Annotated in this window: 11 protein-coding genes; 8 read left to right on the forward strand and 3 right to left on the reverse strand. The window is 61.6% G+C overall.

Features of this window, described 5'->3' with window-relative positions; translation table 11 throughout:
- Positions 1-24: 24 nt before the first annotated feature.
- Complete coding sequence (locus tag V6F91_RS00615; protein ID WP_332761558.1) at positions 25-507, reverse strand: sigma-70 family RNA polymerase sigma factor; 483 nt, start codon at positions 505-507, stop codon at positions 25-27.
- A gap of 321 nt (positions 508-828) precedes the next feature.
- Between V6F91_RS00615 and V6F91_RS00620 the strand changes: the two genes are divergently transcribed.
- The 3 genes from V6F91_RS00620 to V6F91_RS00630 are packed head-to-tail and all read left to right on the forward strand — an operon-like array spanning position 829 to position 5,374.
- The gene (locus V6F91_RS00620) at positions 829-2,001 is read left to right on the forward strand and encodes an efflux RND transporter periplasmic adaptor subunit (RefSeq protein WP_332761559.1); all 1,173 of its coding nucleotides are present in this window, start codon (positions 829-831) and stop codon (positions 1,999-2,001) included.
- On the forward strand, positions 2,002-3,975 hold the full coding sequence (locus V6F91_RS00625) for a MacB family efflux pump subunit (protein WP_332761560.1): 1,974 nt from the start codon (positions 2,002-2,004) through the stop codon (positions 3,973-3,975).
- Between the two features lie 7 nt (positions 3,976-3,982).
- Positions 3,983-5,374: an efflux transporter outer membrane subunit gene (locus V6F91_RS00630; RefSeq protein ID WP_332761562.1), complete on the forward strand. Its 1,392-nt coding sequence runs from the start codon at positions 3,983-3,985 to the stop codon at positions 5,372-5,374.
- Between the two features lie 687 nt (positions 5,375-6,061).
- Here V6F91_RS00630 and V6F91_RS00635 read toward each other — a convergent pair.
- Positions 6,062-7,681 carry a PvdJ/PvdD/PvdP-like protein gene (locus tag V6F91_RS00635; protein ID WP_332761564.1) on the reverse strand — a complete coding sequence of 540 codons (1,620 nt, stop codon included), beginning with the start codon at positions 7,679-7,681 and terminating at the stop codon, positions 6,062-6,064.
- 185 nt (positions 7,682-7,866) lie between these two features.
- Between V6F91_RS00635 and pvdM the strand changes: the two genes are divergently transcribed.
- The 5 genes from pvdM to V6F91_RS00660 all read left to right on the forward strand — a co-directional run bounded on the left by pvdM (position 7,867) and on the right by V6F91_RS00660 (position 15,830).
- Complete coding sequence (gene pvdM / locus V6F91_RS00640) at positions 7,867-9,237, forward strand: pyoverdine-tailoring dipeptidase-like protein PvdM (RefSeq protein ID WP_332761566.1); 1,371 nt, start codon at positions 7,867-7,869, stop codon at positions 9,235-9,237.
- Complete coding sequence (locus V6F91_RS00645; protein ID WP_332761568.1) at positions 9,234-10,514, forward strand: aminotransferase class V-fold PLP-dependent enzyme; 1,281 nt, start codon at positions 9,234-9,236, stop codon at positions 10,512-10,514. The genes pvdM and V6F91_RS00645 overlap by 4 nt, the downstream gene beginning before the upstream one ends.
- Positions 10,515-10,543: 29 nt before the next feature.
- Entirely contained in the window at positions 10,544-11,452 is a 909-nt protein-coding gene (locus tag V6F91_RS00650) for a formylglycine-generating enzyme family protein (protein ID WP_423815302.1), read from the forward strand.
- A 148-nt stretch (positions 11,453-11,600) separates the two neighbouring features.
- Positions 11,601-13,250, forward strand: coding sequence for a cyclic peptide export ABC transporter (locus V6F91_RS00655; protein ID WP_332761570.1), 1,650 nt, complete (start codon positions 11,601-11,603; stop codon positions 13,248-13,250).
- A 117-nt stretch (positions 13,251-13,367) separates the two neighbouring features.
- Entirely contained in the window at positions 13,368-15,830 is a 2,463-nt protein-coding gene (locus V6F91_RS00660; protein ID WP_332761571.1) for a TonB-dependent siderophore receptor, read from the forward strand.
- A gap of 1,195 nt (positions 15,831-17,025) precedes the next feature.
- Here the strand turns inward: V6F91_RS00660 and V6F91_RS00665 are convergent.
- Positions 17,026-17,985 (reverse strand): alpha/beta hydrolase, encoded by a 960-nt coding sequence (locus V6F91_RS00665; RefSeq protein ID WP_332761573.1) that lies wholly within the window; start codon positions 17,983-17,985, stop codon positions 17,026-17,028.
- Positions 17,986-18,035: the final 50 nt, after the last annotated feature.

Below are 18,035 nucleotides of genomic sequence, written 5' to 3' on the forward strand. Positions count from 1 at the left end.
GAAATAAAATTTAACGGCGCCGGCTCAATGGGCATCCCATTGCTTGATCCGCTGGCGGCAATGCTTCATCGCGTTGACGATGTGTTTTTCCACCAGTGCCTTGGAAATGCCCAATTGCTCGGCGATTTCCGGGTGCGACAGACCTTCGATCTTGCGCAGCAGAAAACTGTCGCGGCACAGCGGCGACAATTCGCCCAGGGCGCGCTGCAGCATGTCCAGGCGCTGACCGTGGTCGAGGGTGCTGTGCGGCGACGGGGTGAAATAGCGCTCTTCGTTGTCGAGCACTTCCAGTGGCTCGACCTGGCGCAGGGCATTGCGCCGATGGTCGTCGATGACCAGGTTCAACGCAGTGCGGTAGAGAAACGCGCGGGGTTGTTCGATCGGGGTTTCGCTGGAACGTTCGAGCACCCGCAGATAAGCGTCATGCACCACATCTTCGGCGACCTGACGGTTGCCGAGCTTGGCGTTCAGGAAACACACCAGCTCTCGATAGTAGTTTTCCAACATGACTCCCGCCCGCAAATCTGCGGTTTCTGTCCTTGAGCGCACTGATCGGCGATGCCGCAAACGGCAGTAGCAAGATAGTGGCAACTTGAGGGGCGTAATTTATAGTAATTCTCATATAGATTTAAAGTAGTGTTTGGCCTTGACCGACAAATAGTGCGGTTCTATAGCTGTAACTTTGTATGTCCCCGCTTAAATTCCCCTGCCCTTGCCACGTTTACAGGACAGCTTCCCGTGTCTGTCGCGCCCCGTGACAGCGTTCGATACGGCCCCACCTGTGTGCCAGCCGGACGACGGGCCGATTTCCACTGGCCGGAACCCTGCATGAAACGTCCCCGCCCTGCCCGACGCGCCCTGCTCGTAGTCCTTTGTCTGATCCCGGTTGTCGGTTATGCCGCGTGGCAGATGCTGCCACCGGGTCGGGAAAAATTTGCCACCGTGCAAGTGTCGCGTGGCGACATAGAAAGCAGCGTTACTGCCCTCGGCACCCTGCAACCGCGTCGTTATGTGGACGTCGGTGCGCAGGCTTCCGGACAGATACAAAAAATCCACGTTGAGGTCGGTGACGTGGTCAAGGAAGGCCAGTTGCTGGTGGAAATCGATCCGTCGACGCAGAAAGCCAAACTCGACGCCGGGCGTTTCTCGATCGAAAACCTCAAGGCGCAATGGCAGGAACAGCGCGCCCAGCACGAACTGGCGCAGCAGAAATACCAGCGCCAGCAGAATCTCGCGGCTGGCGGCGCGACTCGCGAAGAAGACGTGCAGACCGCCCGGGCCGAACTGAAAGCCACGCAAGCGCGCATTGACATGTTCCAGGCGCAGATCCGTCAGGCACAAGCCAGCCTGCGCAGCGATCAGGCCGAACTCGGCTACACGCAGATCTACGCGCCGATGGCCGGCACCGTGGTCGCCCTCGACGCACGCGAAGGCCAGACCCTCAATGCCCAGCAACAGACGCCTTTGATTTTGCGCATCGCCAAGCTGTCGCCGATGACCGTGTGGGCCGAAGTCTCGGAAGCGGATATCGGTCACGTCAAACCGGGCATGACCGCGTACTTCACCACGCTCAGCGGCGGCAATCGCCGTTGGAGCAGCACTGTGCGGCAAATCCTGCCTGTGCCACCCAAACCGCTGGATCAAACCAGTCAGGGCGGTGGCAGCCCGGCCAGCAGCAGCAAAAGCGGCAGCGCCCGGGTGGTGCTTTACACCGTGCTGCTGGATGTCGATAACGCCGACAACGCCCTGATGGCGGAGATGACCACCCAGGTGTTCTTTGTCGCCGATCAGGCCAAAGACGTACTCACCGCGCCGGTGGCTGCCCTGCAAGGCAGCAGCAAGGCCGATCGGCAGACCGCGCAGGTGGTCGCCGCCAACGGCAAGATCGAACGCCGTAAAGTGCGCACCGGCATCAGTGACAGGCTCAAGGTGCAGATTCTCGACGGCCTCAACGAAGGTGATCATCTGCTGATCGGCCCGGCCAGCGGCAGTGGGGGTTGAATGCAAACGCCCCTGATCGACCTGCAGGACATCCGCAAATCCTATGGCGGCGGCGACGCACCGCAAGTGCACGTGCTGCGCGGCATTGATCTGTCGATCCATGCCGGCGAATTCGTGGCGATTGTCGGCGCGTCCGGCTCCGGCAAATCGACGCTGATGAATATCCTCGGCTGCCTCGACCGGCCGACTTGCGGCGAATACCGTTTCGCCGGAGAAAACGTCGCCGGTCTGGACAGCGATGAACTGGCCTGGCTACGCCGTGAAGCGTTCGGTTTCGTGTTTCAGGGCTACCATCTGATTGCGTCCGGCTCGGCCCAGGAAAACGTCGAGATGCCAGCGATCTATGCCGGCACCCCGGCCGCCGAACGTCATACCCGCGCTGCCGCCCTGCTCGACCGTCTCGGTCTGGCCTCGCGCACCGGCAACCGTCCGCATCAGCTTTCAGGTGGACAGCAGCAACGGGTGTCGATCGCTCGCGCCTTGATGAACGGCGGCCACATCATTCTCGCCGACGAACCGACCGGCGCTCTCGACAGCCACAGCGGCAAAGAGGTCATGGCCCTGCTCGACGAGCTGGCGAGTCAGGGCCATGTGGTAATTCTTATCACCCACGACCGCGAAGTGGCAGCGCGGGCCAAGCGCATCATCGAAATCAGTGACGGCCTGATCATCAGTGACAGCGCAAGGGACAACCCCGAAGCCCAGACCAGCGCCAACCCCGGCGCCTTGCAAGCGGTCGACCTGCGCAAGCGCCTGAGCGAAGGCGCCGAAGCCACCGGCGCGTGGAAAGGCGAACTGGTCGACGCCCTGCACGCGGCATGGCGGGTGATGTGGATCAACCGTTTCCGCACCGCACTGACCCTGCTCGGAATCATCATCGGCGTGGCCTCGGTGGTGGTGATGCTCGCCGTCGGCGAAGGCAGCAAGCGCCAGGTCATGGCACAGATGGGCGCATTCGGCTCGAACATCATTTACCTCAGCGGCTCGGCGCCCAATCCGCGCACGCCGCCTGGGATCGTCACCCTTGATGATGTGCAGGCGCTGGCGAGCCTGCCGCAAGTGCAAAGAATCATGCCGGTCAATGGCGCCGAGGCCGGCGTACGCTTCGGCAATGCCGACCATTTGAGTTACGTCGGCGGCAATGACACCCACTTCCCGGCGATTTTCAACTGGCCGGTGGTGCAAGGCAGCTACTTCACCGAGGCCGACGAAGCCAACGCGGCCGCCGTCGCGGTGATCGGCCACAAGGTACGGAGCAAGCTGCTCAAGGACATCGCCAACCCGATCGGCCAGTACATCCTGATCGAAAACGTACCGTTTCAGGTGGTCGGCGTGCTCGCGGAAAAAGGCGCCAGCTCCGGCGATTCCGACAGCGACAACCGCATCGCCATCCCCTACTCCGCAGCGAGCGTGCGGCTGTTCGGCACGCGTGACCCGGAATACGTCGCCATTGCTGCCACCGACGCAGGCAAGGTCAAGGACGCCGAGCAGGCCATCGAGCAATTGATGCTGCAACTGCACAACGGCAAGAAAGATTTCGAACTGACCAACAATGCCGCGATGATCCAGGCCGAAGCGCGCACGCAGAACACTCTGTCGCTGATGCTCGGTTCGATTGCGGCGATTTCGCTGCTGGTCGGCGGTATCGGTGTGATGAACATCATGCTGATGACCGTGCGCGAACGCACCCGCGAGATCGGTATCCGCATGGCCACCGGTGCGCGCCAACGCGACATCCTGCGCCAGTTCCTCACCGAGGCGGTGATGCTTTCGGTGGTCGGCGGTATCGCCGGGATCGCCCTGGCGCTGATCGTCGGTGGTGCGCTGATTCTCAGTGAAGTCGCCGTCGCTTTCTCGTTGCTGGCGGTGCTCGGCGCGTTTGCCTGCGCCCTGGTGACCGGTGTCGTCTTCGGCTTCATGCCGGCCCGCAAAGCTGCCCGGCTTGACCCGGTCACGGCCCTTACCAGTGAATGATCGATCTATGAAACCGCGTCTCAGTGTGTTGACCGTGTGCCTGATGCTCAGCGCTTGCGGCAGTCCCGTTCAGCGCCCGGACAGCGGCGTGCAGGCTCCCGCGGCCTGGCAAGCGCCGCACGCCGCCAGCATCGCCCATCGTGATCGGCAGTGGTGGACACAATTTGCCAGCGCGGAACTCGATCGCTTGATCGAACAGGCCCGCCTCGGCAGTTTCGACCTCGCCGCTGCGGTTGCGCGCGTGCGCCAGGCTCAGGCCGGCACGGTGATTGCCGGTGGCTCGCAGTTGCCGGAAGTCAAGGCCGGGCTCAACGGCAATCGGCAAAAACTGCTGCGCGGCAATGGCTACAGCCAGCTCGATGCTGACAGCAGCAACCAGGCCGTGGACTATTTCGATGCCAGCCTGAGCGCTACCTACGAAGTCGATTTCTGGGGCGGTAAGCGCGCCTCCCGCGACAGCGCACAATTCACTTTGCAGGCCAGCGAGTTCGATCGCGCGACGGTCGAACTGACCCTGCTCAGCAGCGTCGCCACTACGTATGCGCAAACCCTGGCGCTGCGCGAGCAAAGCCGCATCGCCGAACTGAATCTGGCCAACGCGCAACGGGTGTTGAAACTGGTGCAGACACGCTTCGATTCAGGCTCGGCCACGGCTCTGGAACTGGCGCAGCAGAAGAGTCTGGTCGCCGCCCAGCAATGGCAGTTACCGCGCGTGCAACAGGAGGCCCAATCTGCGTTGATCAGCCTCGCGGCCCTGCTCGGCCAACCGGTGCAACAACTGGCGCCAACCGGTTCATTCGACGACCTGCAATGGCCCGAGATTGCGGCCGGTATCCCCAGCGAACTGCTCAGCCGGCGCCCGGACATCGCCCGCGCCGAGGCGCAACTGGCCGCCGCCGAGGCCGACGTGAAGGTCGCCCGTGCGGCGATGCTGCCGACGCTGACATTGACCGCGCAACTCGGCTCCGGTGCCGATCAGTTCGATGATGTGCTGCGCAGCCCTTTTTACAATCTCACCGCTGGCCTGGTCGCGCCGATCTTCAACAACGGTCGCCTCGGCGCTGAACGCGACAAGGCCACGGCGCGTCAGCAGGAACTGCTGGAAACCTACCGCGGTGCGATCGTCAATGGTTTTGCCGATGTCGAAAAAGCCCTGAACAGTATTCGTCGTCTGGATGAGCAGCGGCAGTGGCAATCCGAGGAGCTGAGTCAGGCGCAGACGGCTTTCAATATTGCCCAGAGCCGTTACGAAGCGGGCGCTGAGGATCTGCTTACGGTGTTGGAGACTCAGCGCACGCTGTATGCCGCGCAGGATCAGCAGGTGCAGCTGCGGCTGGCGCGGGTGCAGGCGAGTATTGCGTTGTACAAGGCGTTGGGGGGTGGGTGGCGGGCGCTGTGATTGGGCGTTTTCAGGCGACCAGCCTTGGACCGGTGTACGCAGTTTTCCTGTGGGAGCTTGCCTGCAAGCGATGGCTTTCTTTCAGGCGCTGTTTTTTTGGGGTACATATCCGTTGCTGCGGTAACGGCGGCTTAGGGTTTCGCCCTTACGGCGAGGCACTTTTTCCAGACGCCGAAAAAGTACCCAAAAAGGCTTGCTCCTGCGTCCGGCCCCTCGCGAGCTCGGGGTCCCTTCGCTCCGGGACCGATCCGGGCGCAGCGGCTACGGTTTGCTTCGCTGCACCTCCTTGCGCTGTGTCTGGCTGCGCCAGACGGTCGCTGCGCTCCCACGCCCGGATCAATCCCTGCGCTCAGCCTTCCGATGTCGCTGGTTAGGCAAGATCAAGATCAAAGGCACGCGAGCTAACGCTCATTGTTGAGTGGTTAGAAGCGGGTGGTTGGCTTTGGATTGGTGGCGTGGCTGCCCCTCACCCCACCCCTCTCCCGAGGGAGAGGGAGCAGATTTCTGTTGGTTTTGAAACTTGAGTTCGACTCGGTATTTCACGTCGGCGTAGCCCTCGCATCCACCGCGGTCAGTCCCCTCTCCCTCCGGGAGAGGGCTAGGGTGAGGGGCTTTTGACTTTTCTTACGCTTTACTCGATTCGTTTGCGAGAGCGAGCCTGCTCGCGAATGACCGATAACCCAGCCCTCAAGCCGGGCTGGTTTTAGCCTTCAGATTGCGCGCATACCAAGGGCGTTGCGGCACGCGGCGGAACAGGCCGGCGAGTTTTTCTTCGTCGGTGAGGAAGGTGATGCGCAGTGCCAGTTTCATGGTTTCCGGGTCCATTTCGACCGTTTTGCCCATCTGCAGGCCGGGCGTGGTGCTGCAGCCGTGGGTGATCGGGCCCAGCCACGGGTCGTCGATTTCGACCCAGCGCCCGGGGGCGAACCATGGCACACCATTGATTTGCAGGCGCTTGACTTCGCCCGGGTGAAAACGCTCGTGGGCGCGAAACCAGTCTTCGATGCGGTCATCGATCCAGCCGTGGAAATACCAGAACGCCGGATTGACGTGTGAGGAAAACGGATCGCCGAGGAAGTCGTTTTCAGGGCGGTACCAGCGCGCGGCGAAGTCGGCCGGATCGCGTGCGAACGGCACCGGCTGGCCATTCGACGGATCGCGCGGCACCGAGGCCCAGCGCATGTGCAGCCAGTCGTGCAGGCCCAGCTCGACCTCGGAGCCGAACTGGCCCAGGGTCAGTCTGGCCAGGTACGCCGGATCGCGGTACTGCGACTCCCATACCTGGAAGTTGCTCTCATAGGTTTCGGCGGTTTTGATGTCGCTGACCCACTGGCTGAATTCATCGTCGCCGGCGGCGGTCCAGGTCGGCGGTAACGCGGTGCCATCGTGGTTATCGAAATAGCGGGCAAAACCGAGCCGGTCGCGGATCAGTTCCGGCTGCGGCAGCGGGAAATACTCCCACGACGGCAGATCCTGCATCGAGCGCGCAGTACCCAGCATGTGCCGGTGCATGAAAAAGAAGTCCACGCCGGAACCGTTGCGATCCTTGCGCGGGCCACGGGCATCGCGCTCGTGATCGCGAGGGCCGGGTTGCCAACCGATGCCGCGCAATGCCTCGCGCTTGTCCTCGGGAAGTTTGTGCCACTTGTCACGGGTTGCATGCCACAACTGGTGGAACAGGCGATGCTCGGGGGAAATCAGCCACGCCAGCAATGTTTGATTCAGCGGCGTACGCTCGCGGGCTTCGGGGAACAGTTGCTTGACCGCAACGAAACGGTTGTCCTGCATGGGCGAACTCAATGGCCAATCAAGACGCAGCGCCCTGCCGCTGAGAGTACTGCTGCCAGCATTGGCGAAATCGGCCCAGACTTCATCGAGGATCATTTCCAGCTCGTAGCTGATCTGGCCATCGGCGCCGATCAGCCGCCAGCTGAGTTTCGCTGCATCGGCCTTGGCCAGATCGCCTAGAATCCGGTAACGCGGTGTGTCGCCAGAGCGCAAGCGCTGCGGCGCGTCGAGGAAACCACAGACGCCGCGGCCTTTCTGGCCGATATCGAGAAACACTTGCAGACCGGTGTTCGGCAGGCCTTCAAGGCCGGCATCGGCGCCTTCGAAACGGATATCCCAGACCCCGCGCAAGGCGTTCGCCAGGCGCTGCCCGGCCACGTCCGCCACATCGAAAGAGGCTTCGCCCGGGGTGATCGTCGGGTCCGGTCTGGTCCATTCGCGATGCCCGAAATAAGCCACTGGCACGGCCGCGCCGGTCAGCGCCAGACCGGCCATGAACCATCGTCGAGAAATCTTCATTGCCCTACCTGTGTCAGCCATGAAGCAGGCTTTATCCAAGCTAGAACGTTTGTTGCTCCGGCAAATTTAAGCGGCATGTTCGCCGGCACGCGGCCAGCCTAAATTTCCCCGCCGATCACTCGTTCTTCCCAGATAGCAAAGGCCGCCGCGCCTGCACCTCACTGGCGAACCCGACTGAGATGGCAATGACTAAACCAAGTTCGAAAAAGGCTCTATTCATCGGCCTGCCGTTAGCCCTGGCGATCAGCGCAGGCGCCGGCTTTGCCGTGTGGCACCACTGGTTCAAGGACGATCTCGGCTACCCGGTCAAAGTAATGCAACAGGCAGATGAACTGCACGAACGCATGCTGTCCTTCGACAGCCACGTCAGCCTGATGCAGAACTTCGGCACCGATGGCCACGAAGCCGACAAGGATGGCGACGGTCAGTTCGACCTGGCCAAGGCCAATCGCGGGCGCCTGTCCGGTGCGGCGCTGACCATCTTCGGCTGGCCGGAAATGTGGAACGGCCCGAACGCACCGCACAAACCGACGCCCGGCTTCGTCGACGAGGCGCGCAACCAGCAGGAAATCCGCTTCCGGATCATCAGCGGCATGGTTCGCGACTATCCCAATCAAGTCGCCATCGCCTACACGCCGGACGATTTTCGTCGCCTGCACGGCGAGGGTAAATTCGCGATTTTCATCAGCATGCTCAACGCCTACCCGCTGGGCCACGACCTGAACCTGCTGGACCTGTGGACGGCGCGTGGCATGCGCATGTTCGGCTTCAGCTACATCGGCAATAACGACTGGGCCGATTCGTCGCGGCCGCTGCCGTTTCTCAACGATTCACCGGACGCCCTCGACGGCCTCTCGGAGCTGGGCAAGCAAGCGGTCAAGCGTCTCAACGATCTGGGGGTGATCATCGATGTGTCGCAAATGTCGAGCAAAGCCCTCGAGCAGGTCGCGCAACTCAGCCGTACCCCGCTGATCGCCTCGCATTCGGCGCCGCGGGCGATGGTCGACATTCCGCGCAACCTCAGCGACAAGGAAATGCAACTGATCAAGAACAGCGGCGGCGTGGTGCAGATCGTCGCGTTCTCGCAGTACTTGCGACCGCTGACCCAAGCCACGCAAGACAAGCTCAACGAGATGCGCAAGGACTTCGACCTGCCACCCCTGCCGAACCTGGCCATGGCCTTGATGCCCGGCGACCCGATCATCGCGGCGTGGTCCGAGCAGAAATTCGGCCAGTACGCCAGCCGCCTCTACGGCATCCTCGAGGAGGAGCCGAAAGCCAGCCTCAAGGACTTCGGCAACGCCATCGATTACGCGGTCCGCAAGATCGGCATCGACCACGTCGGCATCAGTTCCGACTTCAACGAGGGCGGCGGCGTCAAAGGCTTCGAAAATGTGGGCGAGATTCGCAACGTCACCGCCGAGTTGATCTCGCGCGGCTACTCCGAAGCGGACATTGCCAAGCTGTGGGGCGGCAACTTCCTGCGCGTATGGGATCAGGTCGAGAAAGCCGCCAAACCGGCACTGGCCACCGCGCCGGGAATCGCCACGCCATGAGCAATCGTCGTGACTTTCTCAAGCAGGCAGGAATTCTGGCCGCCGCGCTGCCGCTGGGGGCGAGCCTGCCGAATGTCGCCCGTGCGGCAAGCAGTGCACCACCGCCGCGCAACCAGTGGGCGCAATTGCAGCAACTGTTCGAGCAGGATCCGGACTATCTGCATTTCTCCAACTTCCTCATCACTTCGCACCCCAGACCGGTGCGCGAGGCGATTGCCCGGCATCGCGCCGTTTTGGATAAAAATCCCGGCCTGGCCATGGATTGGGATCTGGGGGTGATCGAACAGCGTGAAGAAAACGTGCGGGTCTGGGCCGGCCGTTACCTTGAGGCCAGCCCTAAACAGATCGCGCTGACCGGCAGCACCACCGAAGGCCTGGCGACGATTTACGGTGGCGTGCATGTACGCGCCGATCAGGAAATCCTCACCACCGTCCATGAACATTACGCCACCCACACCACCCTTGCGCTGCGTAGCGAACGCGACGGCACGCGGGTGCGCAAGATTGCGCTGTTCAAGGACGTGTTCAGCGCCACCCACGCTGAAATCCTCGCCAACATCGACAATGCAATCCGCCCGCAAACCCGCGTACTGGGCATGTGCTGGGTGCATTCCGGCAGCGGCCTGAAACTGCCGATCGGTGAAATCGGCGCGATCGTCGACAAGCACAATCGCGGCCGCAGCGAGGCCGACCGCGTCGTCTACGTGGTCGACGGCGTCCACGGCTTCGGCGTCGACAACCTGAATTTCGCGCAGATGAACTGCGACTTCTTTATCGCCGGCACGCACAAATGGATGTTCGGCCCACGGGGCACCGGGATCATTTGCAGCCGCTTCGAAGAAGTGAAGTACGTCACCCCGGTGATTCCGACCTTCTCCGAGGCCACCGCGTTCTCCACCACGATGACGCCCGGCGGTTATCACGCCTTCGAGCACCGCTGGGCGCAGGACGAAGCCTTCAAGTTGCATCTGCAACTGGGCAAGGCCGAGGTCGAAGCGCGGATTCATGCGCTCAACAGCTACCTCAAGCAAGGCCTGCAACAACGCCCGCAGATAGAGCTGGTGACACCGCTGAGCCCGCAGTTGTCCGCCGGTTTCACCTTCTTTCGGGTCAAGGGCAAGGACAGCGACAAGGTCGCTGCGCATCTGATGGCCCATCGGGTGGTCGCCGATGCCGTGCACCGCGACGTCGGCCCGGTGATCCGCACCGCCCCCGGCCTGCTCAACGACGAAGCGCAGATCGACCGCCTGCTGGCCGTGCTCGACCAGGCCCTGTGAGCACCCTTCTTCTTTTAGTGAGAGCCGCCATGAAACCCGTACCACGTCGTTTTCTTCTGCAGCCTTTGCCGGCGCTGATGTTCGGCACCCTCGCCGTCCTGTTGTCGCCGGCTGCGGCCCAGGCCAGCACCCCGCTGGCACCCGGCAAGGTATTCAAAGACTGCAAGGACTGCCCGGAAATGGTCGTGCTGCCGACCGGCACGTTCACCATGGGCACCCCGGAGGACGAAGTCGGACGCGAGCCTGACGAAGGCCCGATGCATCCGGTGACGTTCGCCAAGCCCTTGGCGATCAGCCGTTTCCAGATTCTCAAAGGTCAGTGGGACGCCTACCTCAAGGACACCGGCTATCAAATGCCCGATGGCGACACGCGCCCCGGCCGGGCGTGCAAGGCCGGGGTTCCCGACTATCAGGGCAGCGACCCGCGCAAACAGTACACCGACAAGCATCCGGCGGTGTGCATGGACTTTGCGGAAATCGAGGCCTATGTGGCGTGGCTGTCGAAAAAGACCGGCAAGGCTTATCGACTGGTCAGCGAATCCCTGCGCGAATACGCCGCCCGTGGCGGCAGCAGCGGCCCGTTCCCCTTCCCCTTCGATGAAGGCAAGGAATACAGCATCGCCCGACACGCCAACACCTATGGCGCCGCCGATGGCTACAACTTCACCGCGCCGGCCGGCAGTTTTCCGGCCAACGCCTTCGGCGTCTACGACATGCACGGCAACCTCTATGAATGGACTGCCGATTGCTACAACGAGAACTACGTCGGCGCGCCGAGTGATGGCAGCGCCTGGCTGAGCGGCAAGTGCGAAGTACGGCGCATCCGTGGCAACGACTGGGGTGAAGCGCCGGTGTTTTCCCGCTCGGGCAACCGCAACGCCACCTACACCGACACCCGCGGCGACTGGATCGGCTTTCGCGTCGCCCGCGATCTGTAAGCCCTCGCCCGGCTAAATTCGCCGTCCTGCCAGCCGTTCTACAGGTGAGCGCGAACCGCCACGGCGCACCACCGCCCTCTACGTCATCCAGGCGAAACCCGCGCTCCGGCATGCCGGGCTTCGCCGCTCTTTCAAGCAAGGAACCTCCATGAGCAAACCAACACGCGGGGTGATCAACGAATTGTTCGCCTTGCTCAAACCCTTTCGGCTGATCGTCATCGTCTCGACCCTGCTCGGCATGCTCGGCGGTCTGAGCGTCACCGCATTGCTGGCGACCATCAACAGCGTGCTGCACAGCGAAGGCGCCGTCAGCAACAGCATGGTCGCGGTGTTCGCCGGGTTGTGCCTGCTGGCCCTGACCAGTTCGATCTGCTCCGACATCGGCACCAACCATGTCGGCCAGCACATCATTGCCAGACTGCGCAAAGAGCTGGGTGAGAAAGTCCTGTCGGCGCCCATCGAGCAGATCGAACGCTACCGCAGCCACCGGCTGATCCCGGTGTTGACCCACGACGTCGACACCATCAGCGACTTCGCGTTTGCTTTTGCCCCGCTGGCGATTTCCATGACCGTCACGCTCGGCTGCATGGGCTATCTGGCCATGTTGTCGTGGCCGATGTTCTTGATGGTGGTGGTGGCGATTGCGCTGAGCACGGTCATCCAGTACATCGCCCGCGGCCGCGGCATGCAGGGCTTCATGAAGGCCCGCGACTACGAAGACGAGCTGCAGAAGAACTACCACGCCGTGGCTGAAGGCGCAAAAGAACTGCGTATCCACCGCCCGCGCCGCCATCGCATGTTCGTCTCGGGCATCGAAGGCACGGCGAACAAGATCTGCGACACCCAGGTGCGCTCGGTGAACATTTTCGTTATCGCCAAGACGCTCGGCTCGATGCTGTTTTTCGTGGTGATTGGCCTGGCGCTGGTCCTGCAATCGTTCTGGCCGAATGCGGACAAAGCGGTGATCAGCGGTTTCGTCCTGGTATTGCTGTACATGAAAGGTCCGCTGGAACACCTGATCAGTACGCTGCCGATTGTCAGCCGCGCACAGATCGCCTTCCGCCGCATCGCCGATCTGTCGGAGCAGTTCTCCTCGCCTGAACCGCACCTGCTGCTCAGCGACCAGGCGCCGAAAAACAACGCCGTACACAGCCTCGAACTGAACAATGTCACTTACAGTTTCCCGACCGTCGCAGGCGCGGCGCCCTTTCGTCTCGGGCCGGTGAATCTGAAGATCGAACAGGGCGACATCGTTTTCATCGTCGGCGAAAACGGCTGCGGCAAGACCACCCTGATCAAACTGCTGCTGGGCCTGTACGCGCCGCAGCAAGGTGAGATCCGCCTCAACGAGCAGTTGATCGACGCGGCGAATCGCGATGATTACCGCCAGTTGTTCACGACGATCTTCGCTGACTATTACCTGTTCGACGACGTGGTCCAGGGCGACACGCATATCCCCGAGGACGCTAACAAATACCTGCAACGCCTGGAGATCGCGCACAAGGTCAGCGTGCGTGACGGCGCCTTCACCACCACCGACCTGTCGACCGGGCAGCGCAAGCGTCTGGCGCTGGTCAATGCGTGGCTGGAAGAACGCCCGGTGCTGGTGTTCGACGAGTGGGCCGCCGACCAGGACCCGACGTTCCGACGCATCTTTTATACCGAGCTGCTGCCTGACCTCAAGCGTCTGGGCAAAACCATCATCGTCATTTCCCACGACGATCGTTACTTCGATGTGGCCGACCAACTGGTGCGGATGAACGCCGGCAAAGTGCTGACCGAGCCGCAACCGGCCTGATTGTGAAAAATTTGTAAAAAAACTGTGTCGAGCCCTTCCGGTTTTCAGAGGGCTCAACGTCTTATCTACAGTTAATAGAAATAGTTCTCAGTCAACACTTTGAAGAGTAGAAGAATAATGCCCGCACCGCACGGACTCCACCCGCTCGCCAAGGCCCTGCTGATCCGCCGCTCCTTGCGTTCCACCTTGCCGGCGCTGTGCGCCATGGCCCTTACCCTGCCGATCATCGGGCAGGCACAGGCTGCCGCCGTGGCGATCAATATTCCTGCACAGTCGCTGGGGAGCGCTTTGCAGGAATTCGGTCGCCAGACCAACCTGCAAGTGTTGTACAGCCCGGATGAAGTCAGTGGTCTGCGCAGCAGCGCCGTCAGCGGCACCCTAGAACCGACGGCCGCGATCGCGCAGTTGCTCAAAGGCACCGACATTGCCTACAGCGTCGACGGCAACAATGTCGCCCTGCGTTCGCGCAGCAACAGTGGCGCCAGCCTTGATCTCGCACCGACGAACATTTCCGCCACCGCCGAATCGGCCTGGGGACCGGTCGACGGCATCGTCGCCAAACGCAGCGCCACCGGCTCGAAGACTGACACCGCAATCAAAGTCATCCCGCAGACCATCAACGTCGTCACCCAGGACGAAATCAAGATGCGCGGCTCGCAATCGGTCACCGAAGCCCTGCGCTACACTCCGGGCATGACCGGCGGCGGCTTCGCTGACCGGGTGAAGATTTTCGACGAGCCGACCTCGCGCGGCTTCTCGCCCACCCCGCTGTACCTCGACGGCCTGCACATGCCCTATGGTGGCGGCAGCACCGGCGGTTCGCTGCAGATCGACCCGTACACCCTGGAGCGCATCGAAGTGCTCAAGGGCCCGGCCTCGGTGCTGTACGGCCAGAACCAGCCCGGCGGTATCGTCAACATGGTCAGCAAGCGCCCGACCGCCACTCCATTACACGAAGTAAAAATCGGCGGCGGCAGCTATGACCGTAAATACGGCGCCTTCGACCTCGGCGGCCCGATCGACGATCAGGGCGAATTCCTTTATCGCCTGACCGGTGTGGTCAACGACAGCGGCTCGGCGATCGATTACGCCAGTCAGAACCGCATGTTGCTCGCACCGAGCCTGACCTGGCTGCCGAACGACCGCACCACCATCACCGTTTTCGGCCAGTACCAGAAAGACCACGACGTACCGGAAGCCCAGGGCTTGCCAGCCTTCGGCACGGTCAAGAGCACCTCCAACGGGCGCATCGGCCGCAGCCTGTTCATCGGCGAGCCGGACGTCAACAAGTACCACCGTGAACAGTTCGTGGTCGGTTACGAGATCGCACACGAACTCAACGAAATCTGGACCTTCAAGCAGAACGCGCGCTACGCCGACGTCAACGACCAGTACGTCGCGCCGCTGCACGGTTATTCATTCCCGACCAACCCGGTGACCGGCCTCGACGACAACAGCTTCCAGAGCCGCTACGCGGTGGACTGGTCACAGCACAACAAGGTCTACGGCATCGATAACATCGCCCAGGCCAAGTTCAACACCGGCGAAGTCGACCATACCGTACTGCTGGGCGTGGACTACTACCATTTCAACTCGAAATTCCTCGGCCTGTACGACCGCACCGCGCCGGGCATCGATCTGTACAACCCGGTATATGGCAGCGCGATCAACTTCCGCCAGCCCTACAAGTGGGACAACACCATCACCCAGACCGGCCTGTACGCCCAGGACCAACTGCGCTGGAATCAGTGGTTCCTGACGCTCGGCGGTCGTTATGACTTTGCCGAAACCGATAACAAGCAACCGCTGACCGGTGGCCACAGCAACCAGAAGGACGAGAAGTTCACCGGCCGCGCCGGCCTGGGCTACGAGTTCGAAAACGGCATCACGCCATACGTCAGCTACGCCGAATCGTTCCTGCCGCAAACCGGTACCGACCTGAGCGGCAGCGCTTTTGAACCGACCACTGGCAAGCAGTACGAAGTCGGTATCAAGTACGAACCGACCTTCGTCGACGGCTTCATTCAACTGTCGGCTTACCAGATCGACCAGGACAACATGCTGACCACCGACCTCGACAACCCGGGGTTCAGCGTGCAGAGCGGTACGGTGCGTTCGCGTGGCGTGGAGCTGGAAGGCAAGGTCAACGTCACCCAGAACCTGCGCGTACTCGCCGCCGTGTCGCGTAACCAGACCAAATGGCACAGCGCCAATGATGGCCGCGAAGGTCGCACCGTGGCCATGGCTCCGCCGTTGACCGCGTCGGCGTGGATCAATTACGACTTCGATATTTCCACGGCGCTGGCCGGTTTCGGCATGGGTCTGGGTGCGCGCTATGTGCAGCAGAGTTACGGTTCGGACTACGAGTCGGATTCTTTCCAGGTGCCGTCTTACACCGTGTATGACGCGATGGTTTCTTACGATCTGGAAAAATCGCCACTGCATGTCAAGGGTGTGAAGTTGCAGGCCAACCTGCAGAACCTGACCAACGAAAAGTATGTGGCTGCGTGCAATAGCACGCTTGACTGCTACTACGGTGAGAGCCGGACGATGACGGCTGATGTGACTTACAACTGGTAAGGTTTTCAGCGCTTTGAGTTAAGAAAAACGCCGGCGATTGCTGGCGTTTTTTTTGGTTGTTTTTTGGAGCGTGGCGGCCTTTGGGCCGACCAGGCTCTTGGGGTTTTGGGTGTATATCCGTTTTTTTGGGTGTGGCGGCTGGCGGTTTCGCTTTTACAGCGAGTCCCTTTGGCAAACGCCCCAAAGGAACCAAAGGTCTGGGCCCCGGCGTACGGCCCTCGCAGGCTCGGGTTCCTTCGCTCCGGGACCGATCCGGGCGCAGCGGCTACGGTTTGCTTCGCTGCACCTACTTCCGCTGTGTCTGGCTACGCCAGACGGTCGCTACGCTCCCACGCCCGGATTGATCCCTCCACTCAGCCTGCCGAAGGGGCCGGCACGGCAAGGTCAAGAGCACTCGAGCTGGCGCTCATTGTAATGAGTGGTGGGAGCGGGAGTCTGGGTTGGGGTTGGTTTGGTTCGTTGTAGAAAATTACAGTTGATGGTTATGAATGCGGATTACCGATTCGTGCGTGCAGACCCTGCAGATCAAAAGCCCCTCACCCTAGCCCTCTCCCGGAGGGAGAGGGGACTGACCGTGGTGGATGCGAGAGTTACGCCTACTTGGATACCGAGTTGAATGCACAATTTGAAAAGCACAAAAATCGGCCCCCTCTCCCGGAAGGAGAGGGAACTGACCGAGTAGTTTGATAGAAATACGCCGACTGAGATACCGAGTCGAACTCCGATTCTGAAAAGCCCAAAGATCGGCTCCCTCTCCAGGGGGAGAGGGCTGGGGTGAGGGGCAAATCCACCGCAAATCCCAAGCCATGCGCCGCTTCTAACCACTCAACAATGAGCGCCAGCTCGAGTGCTCTTGATCTTGCCTAACCAGCGACATCGGAAGGCTGAGTGGAGGGATTGATCCGGGCGTGGGAGCGCAGCGACCGTACGACGCAGTCGTATACAGCGGAAGTAGGTGCAGCGCAGCAAACCGTAGCCGCTGCGCCCGGATCAGTCCCGGAGCGAAGGGACCCGAGCCTGCGAGGGCCGTACGTAGGAGCAAGCGTTTTGGGTTACCTTTTTGGCGTTTGAAAAAGGTGACCCGCCGTAAGGGCGGAACCGCCAGCCGCCACCCCCAAAAAAACGGATATTCACACCACCAAACCACAGCCTGGTCGGCCCAAAGGCCGCCAAGACTGCCAAGGCCAAAAAAAAATCACCTCCGAACAAACGCCTGCCCCAAACGCCCGGCAATAAACAACTGCGCCTCCTCAGCCTCATCGACAATCGCGCCCATGCGCAGAAAGTCATGCGTCATCCCCGCATACACCTTGAGCTCGACAGCCACCCCCGCCGCCCGCAGATGACACGCATACGCCACCCCCTCATCATGCAGCGGATCACACTCGGCCAACACCAGCAGCACCGGTGCAACATCAGCCGAGACTTCCCCGAGCAACGGCGAAAACCGCGGATCAAAACGATCACCCGACTCACGCTGATAGTGACTGTAAAACCACTCCAGCGACGCCTTCTCCAACAGATGACCTTCAGCAAATCGATCGATCGAAGGTGTGCTGCGACTGGCATCGGTAACCGGATAGATCAGCACCTGCAAGCGCGGTCGCACCACGGCATCGGCCAGTTGCGCCGCCAACACCGTGGCCAGGCTGCCGCCCACGCTGTCACCGGCAACTGCCAGGCGCGAAGCATCCACGCCGAAATCCGCAGCACTGGCCACCAACCAGTCCCAGGCATCACGGGCATCATCCGCCGCGGTGGGAAAGCGAAACTCCGGTGCCAGCCGATACGCCACCGACAGCACCACGCAGTCAGCCATCGCGGCCAGCGCCCGACACAGCGAATCATGGGAATCGAGGCTACCGACCACATAACCACCGCCATGGAAATACAACAGCGCCGGCCGGCCAGCACCCGCGTTCAAAGGCTGGTTACTGTAGATCCGTGCATTGAGCAGCGCGCCATCGCGCACCGGCAATTGCAGCTCATCCACCACTTGCAGTTCTTCACCGCCAGCGTCCATCAACAGTGAAGACTGATCGAACTGCTCACGCGCCTCAGCCGGACTCAACTGGTGCATGCCCACGCGCTTGCCACTCGCCCGGCCGTTGCCGACCAGTTGCAAAAACGCAGCGATATCAGGGTTCAACGACATTCAAATCTCCAGCGCGGTCGAACACCAAAGGCGCCCGACCGCTGTTCAGT

Origin of the sequence: Pseudomonas koreensis (assembly GCF_036668835.1) — a bacterium.
Lineage (GTDB): Bacteria > Pseudomonadota > Gammaproteobacteria > Pseudomonadales > Pseudomonadaceae > Aquipseudomonas > Aquipseudomonas koreensis_I.

Coding starts and splice junctions, on each gene's coding strand:
- V6F91_RS00615 (WP_332761558.1), bottom strand. CDS start 507: ATGTTGGAAAACTACTATCGAGAGCTGGTGTGTTTCCTGAACGCCAAG.
- V6F91_RS00620 (WP_332761559.1), top strand. CDS start 829: ATGAAACGTCCCCGCCCTGCCCGACGCGCCCTGCTCGTAGTCCTTTGT.
- V6F91_RS00625 (WP_332761560.1), top strand. CDS start 2,002: ATGCAAACGCCCCTGATCGACCTGCAGGACATCCGCAAATCCTATGGC.
- V6F91_RS00630 (WP_332761562.1), top strand. CDS start 3,983: ATGAAACCGCGTCTCAGTGTGTTGACCGTGTGCCTGATGCTCAGCGCT.
- V6F91_RS00635 (WP_332761564.1), bottom strand. CDS start 7,681: ATGAAGATTTCTCGACGATGGTTCATGGCCGGTCTGGCGCTGACCGGC.
- pvdM (WP_332761566.1), top strand. CDS start 7,867: ATGACTAAACCAAGTTCGAAAAAGGCTCTATTCATCGGCCTGCCGTTA.
- V6F91_RS00645 (WP_332761568.1), top strand. CDS start 9,234: ATGAGCAATCGTCGTGACTTTCTCAAGCAGGCAGGAATTCTGGCCGCC.
- V6F91_RS00650 (WP_423815302.1), top strand. CDS start 10,544: ATGAAACCCGTACCACGTCGTTTTCTTCTGCAGCCTTTGCCGGCGCTG.
- V6F91_RS00655 (WP_332761570.1), top strand. CDS start 11,601: ATGAGCAAACCAACACGCGGGGTGATCAACGAATTGTTCGCCTTGCTC.
- V6F91_RS00660 (WP_332761571.1), top strand. CDS start 13,368: ATGCCCGCACCGCACGGACTCCACCCGCTCGCCAAGGCCCTGCTGATC.
- V6F91_RS00665 (WP_332761573.1), bottom strand. CDS start 17,985: ATGTCGTTGAACCCTGATATCGCTGCGTTTTTGCAACTGGTCGGCAAC.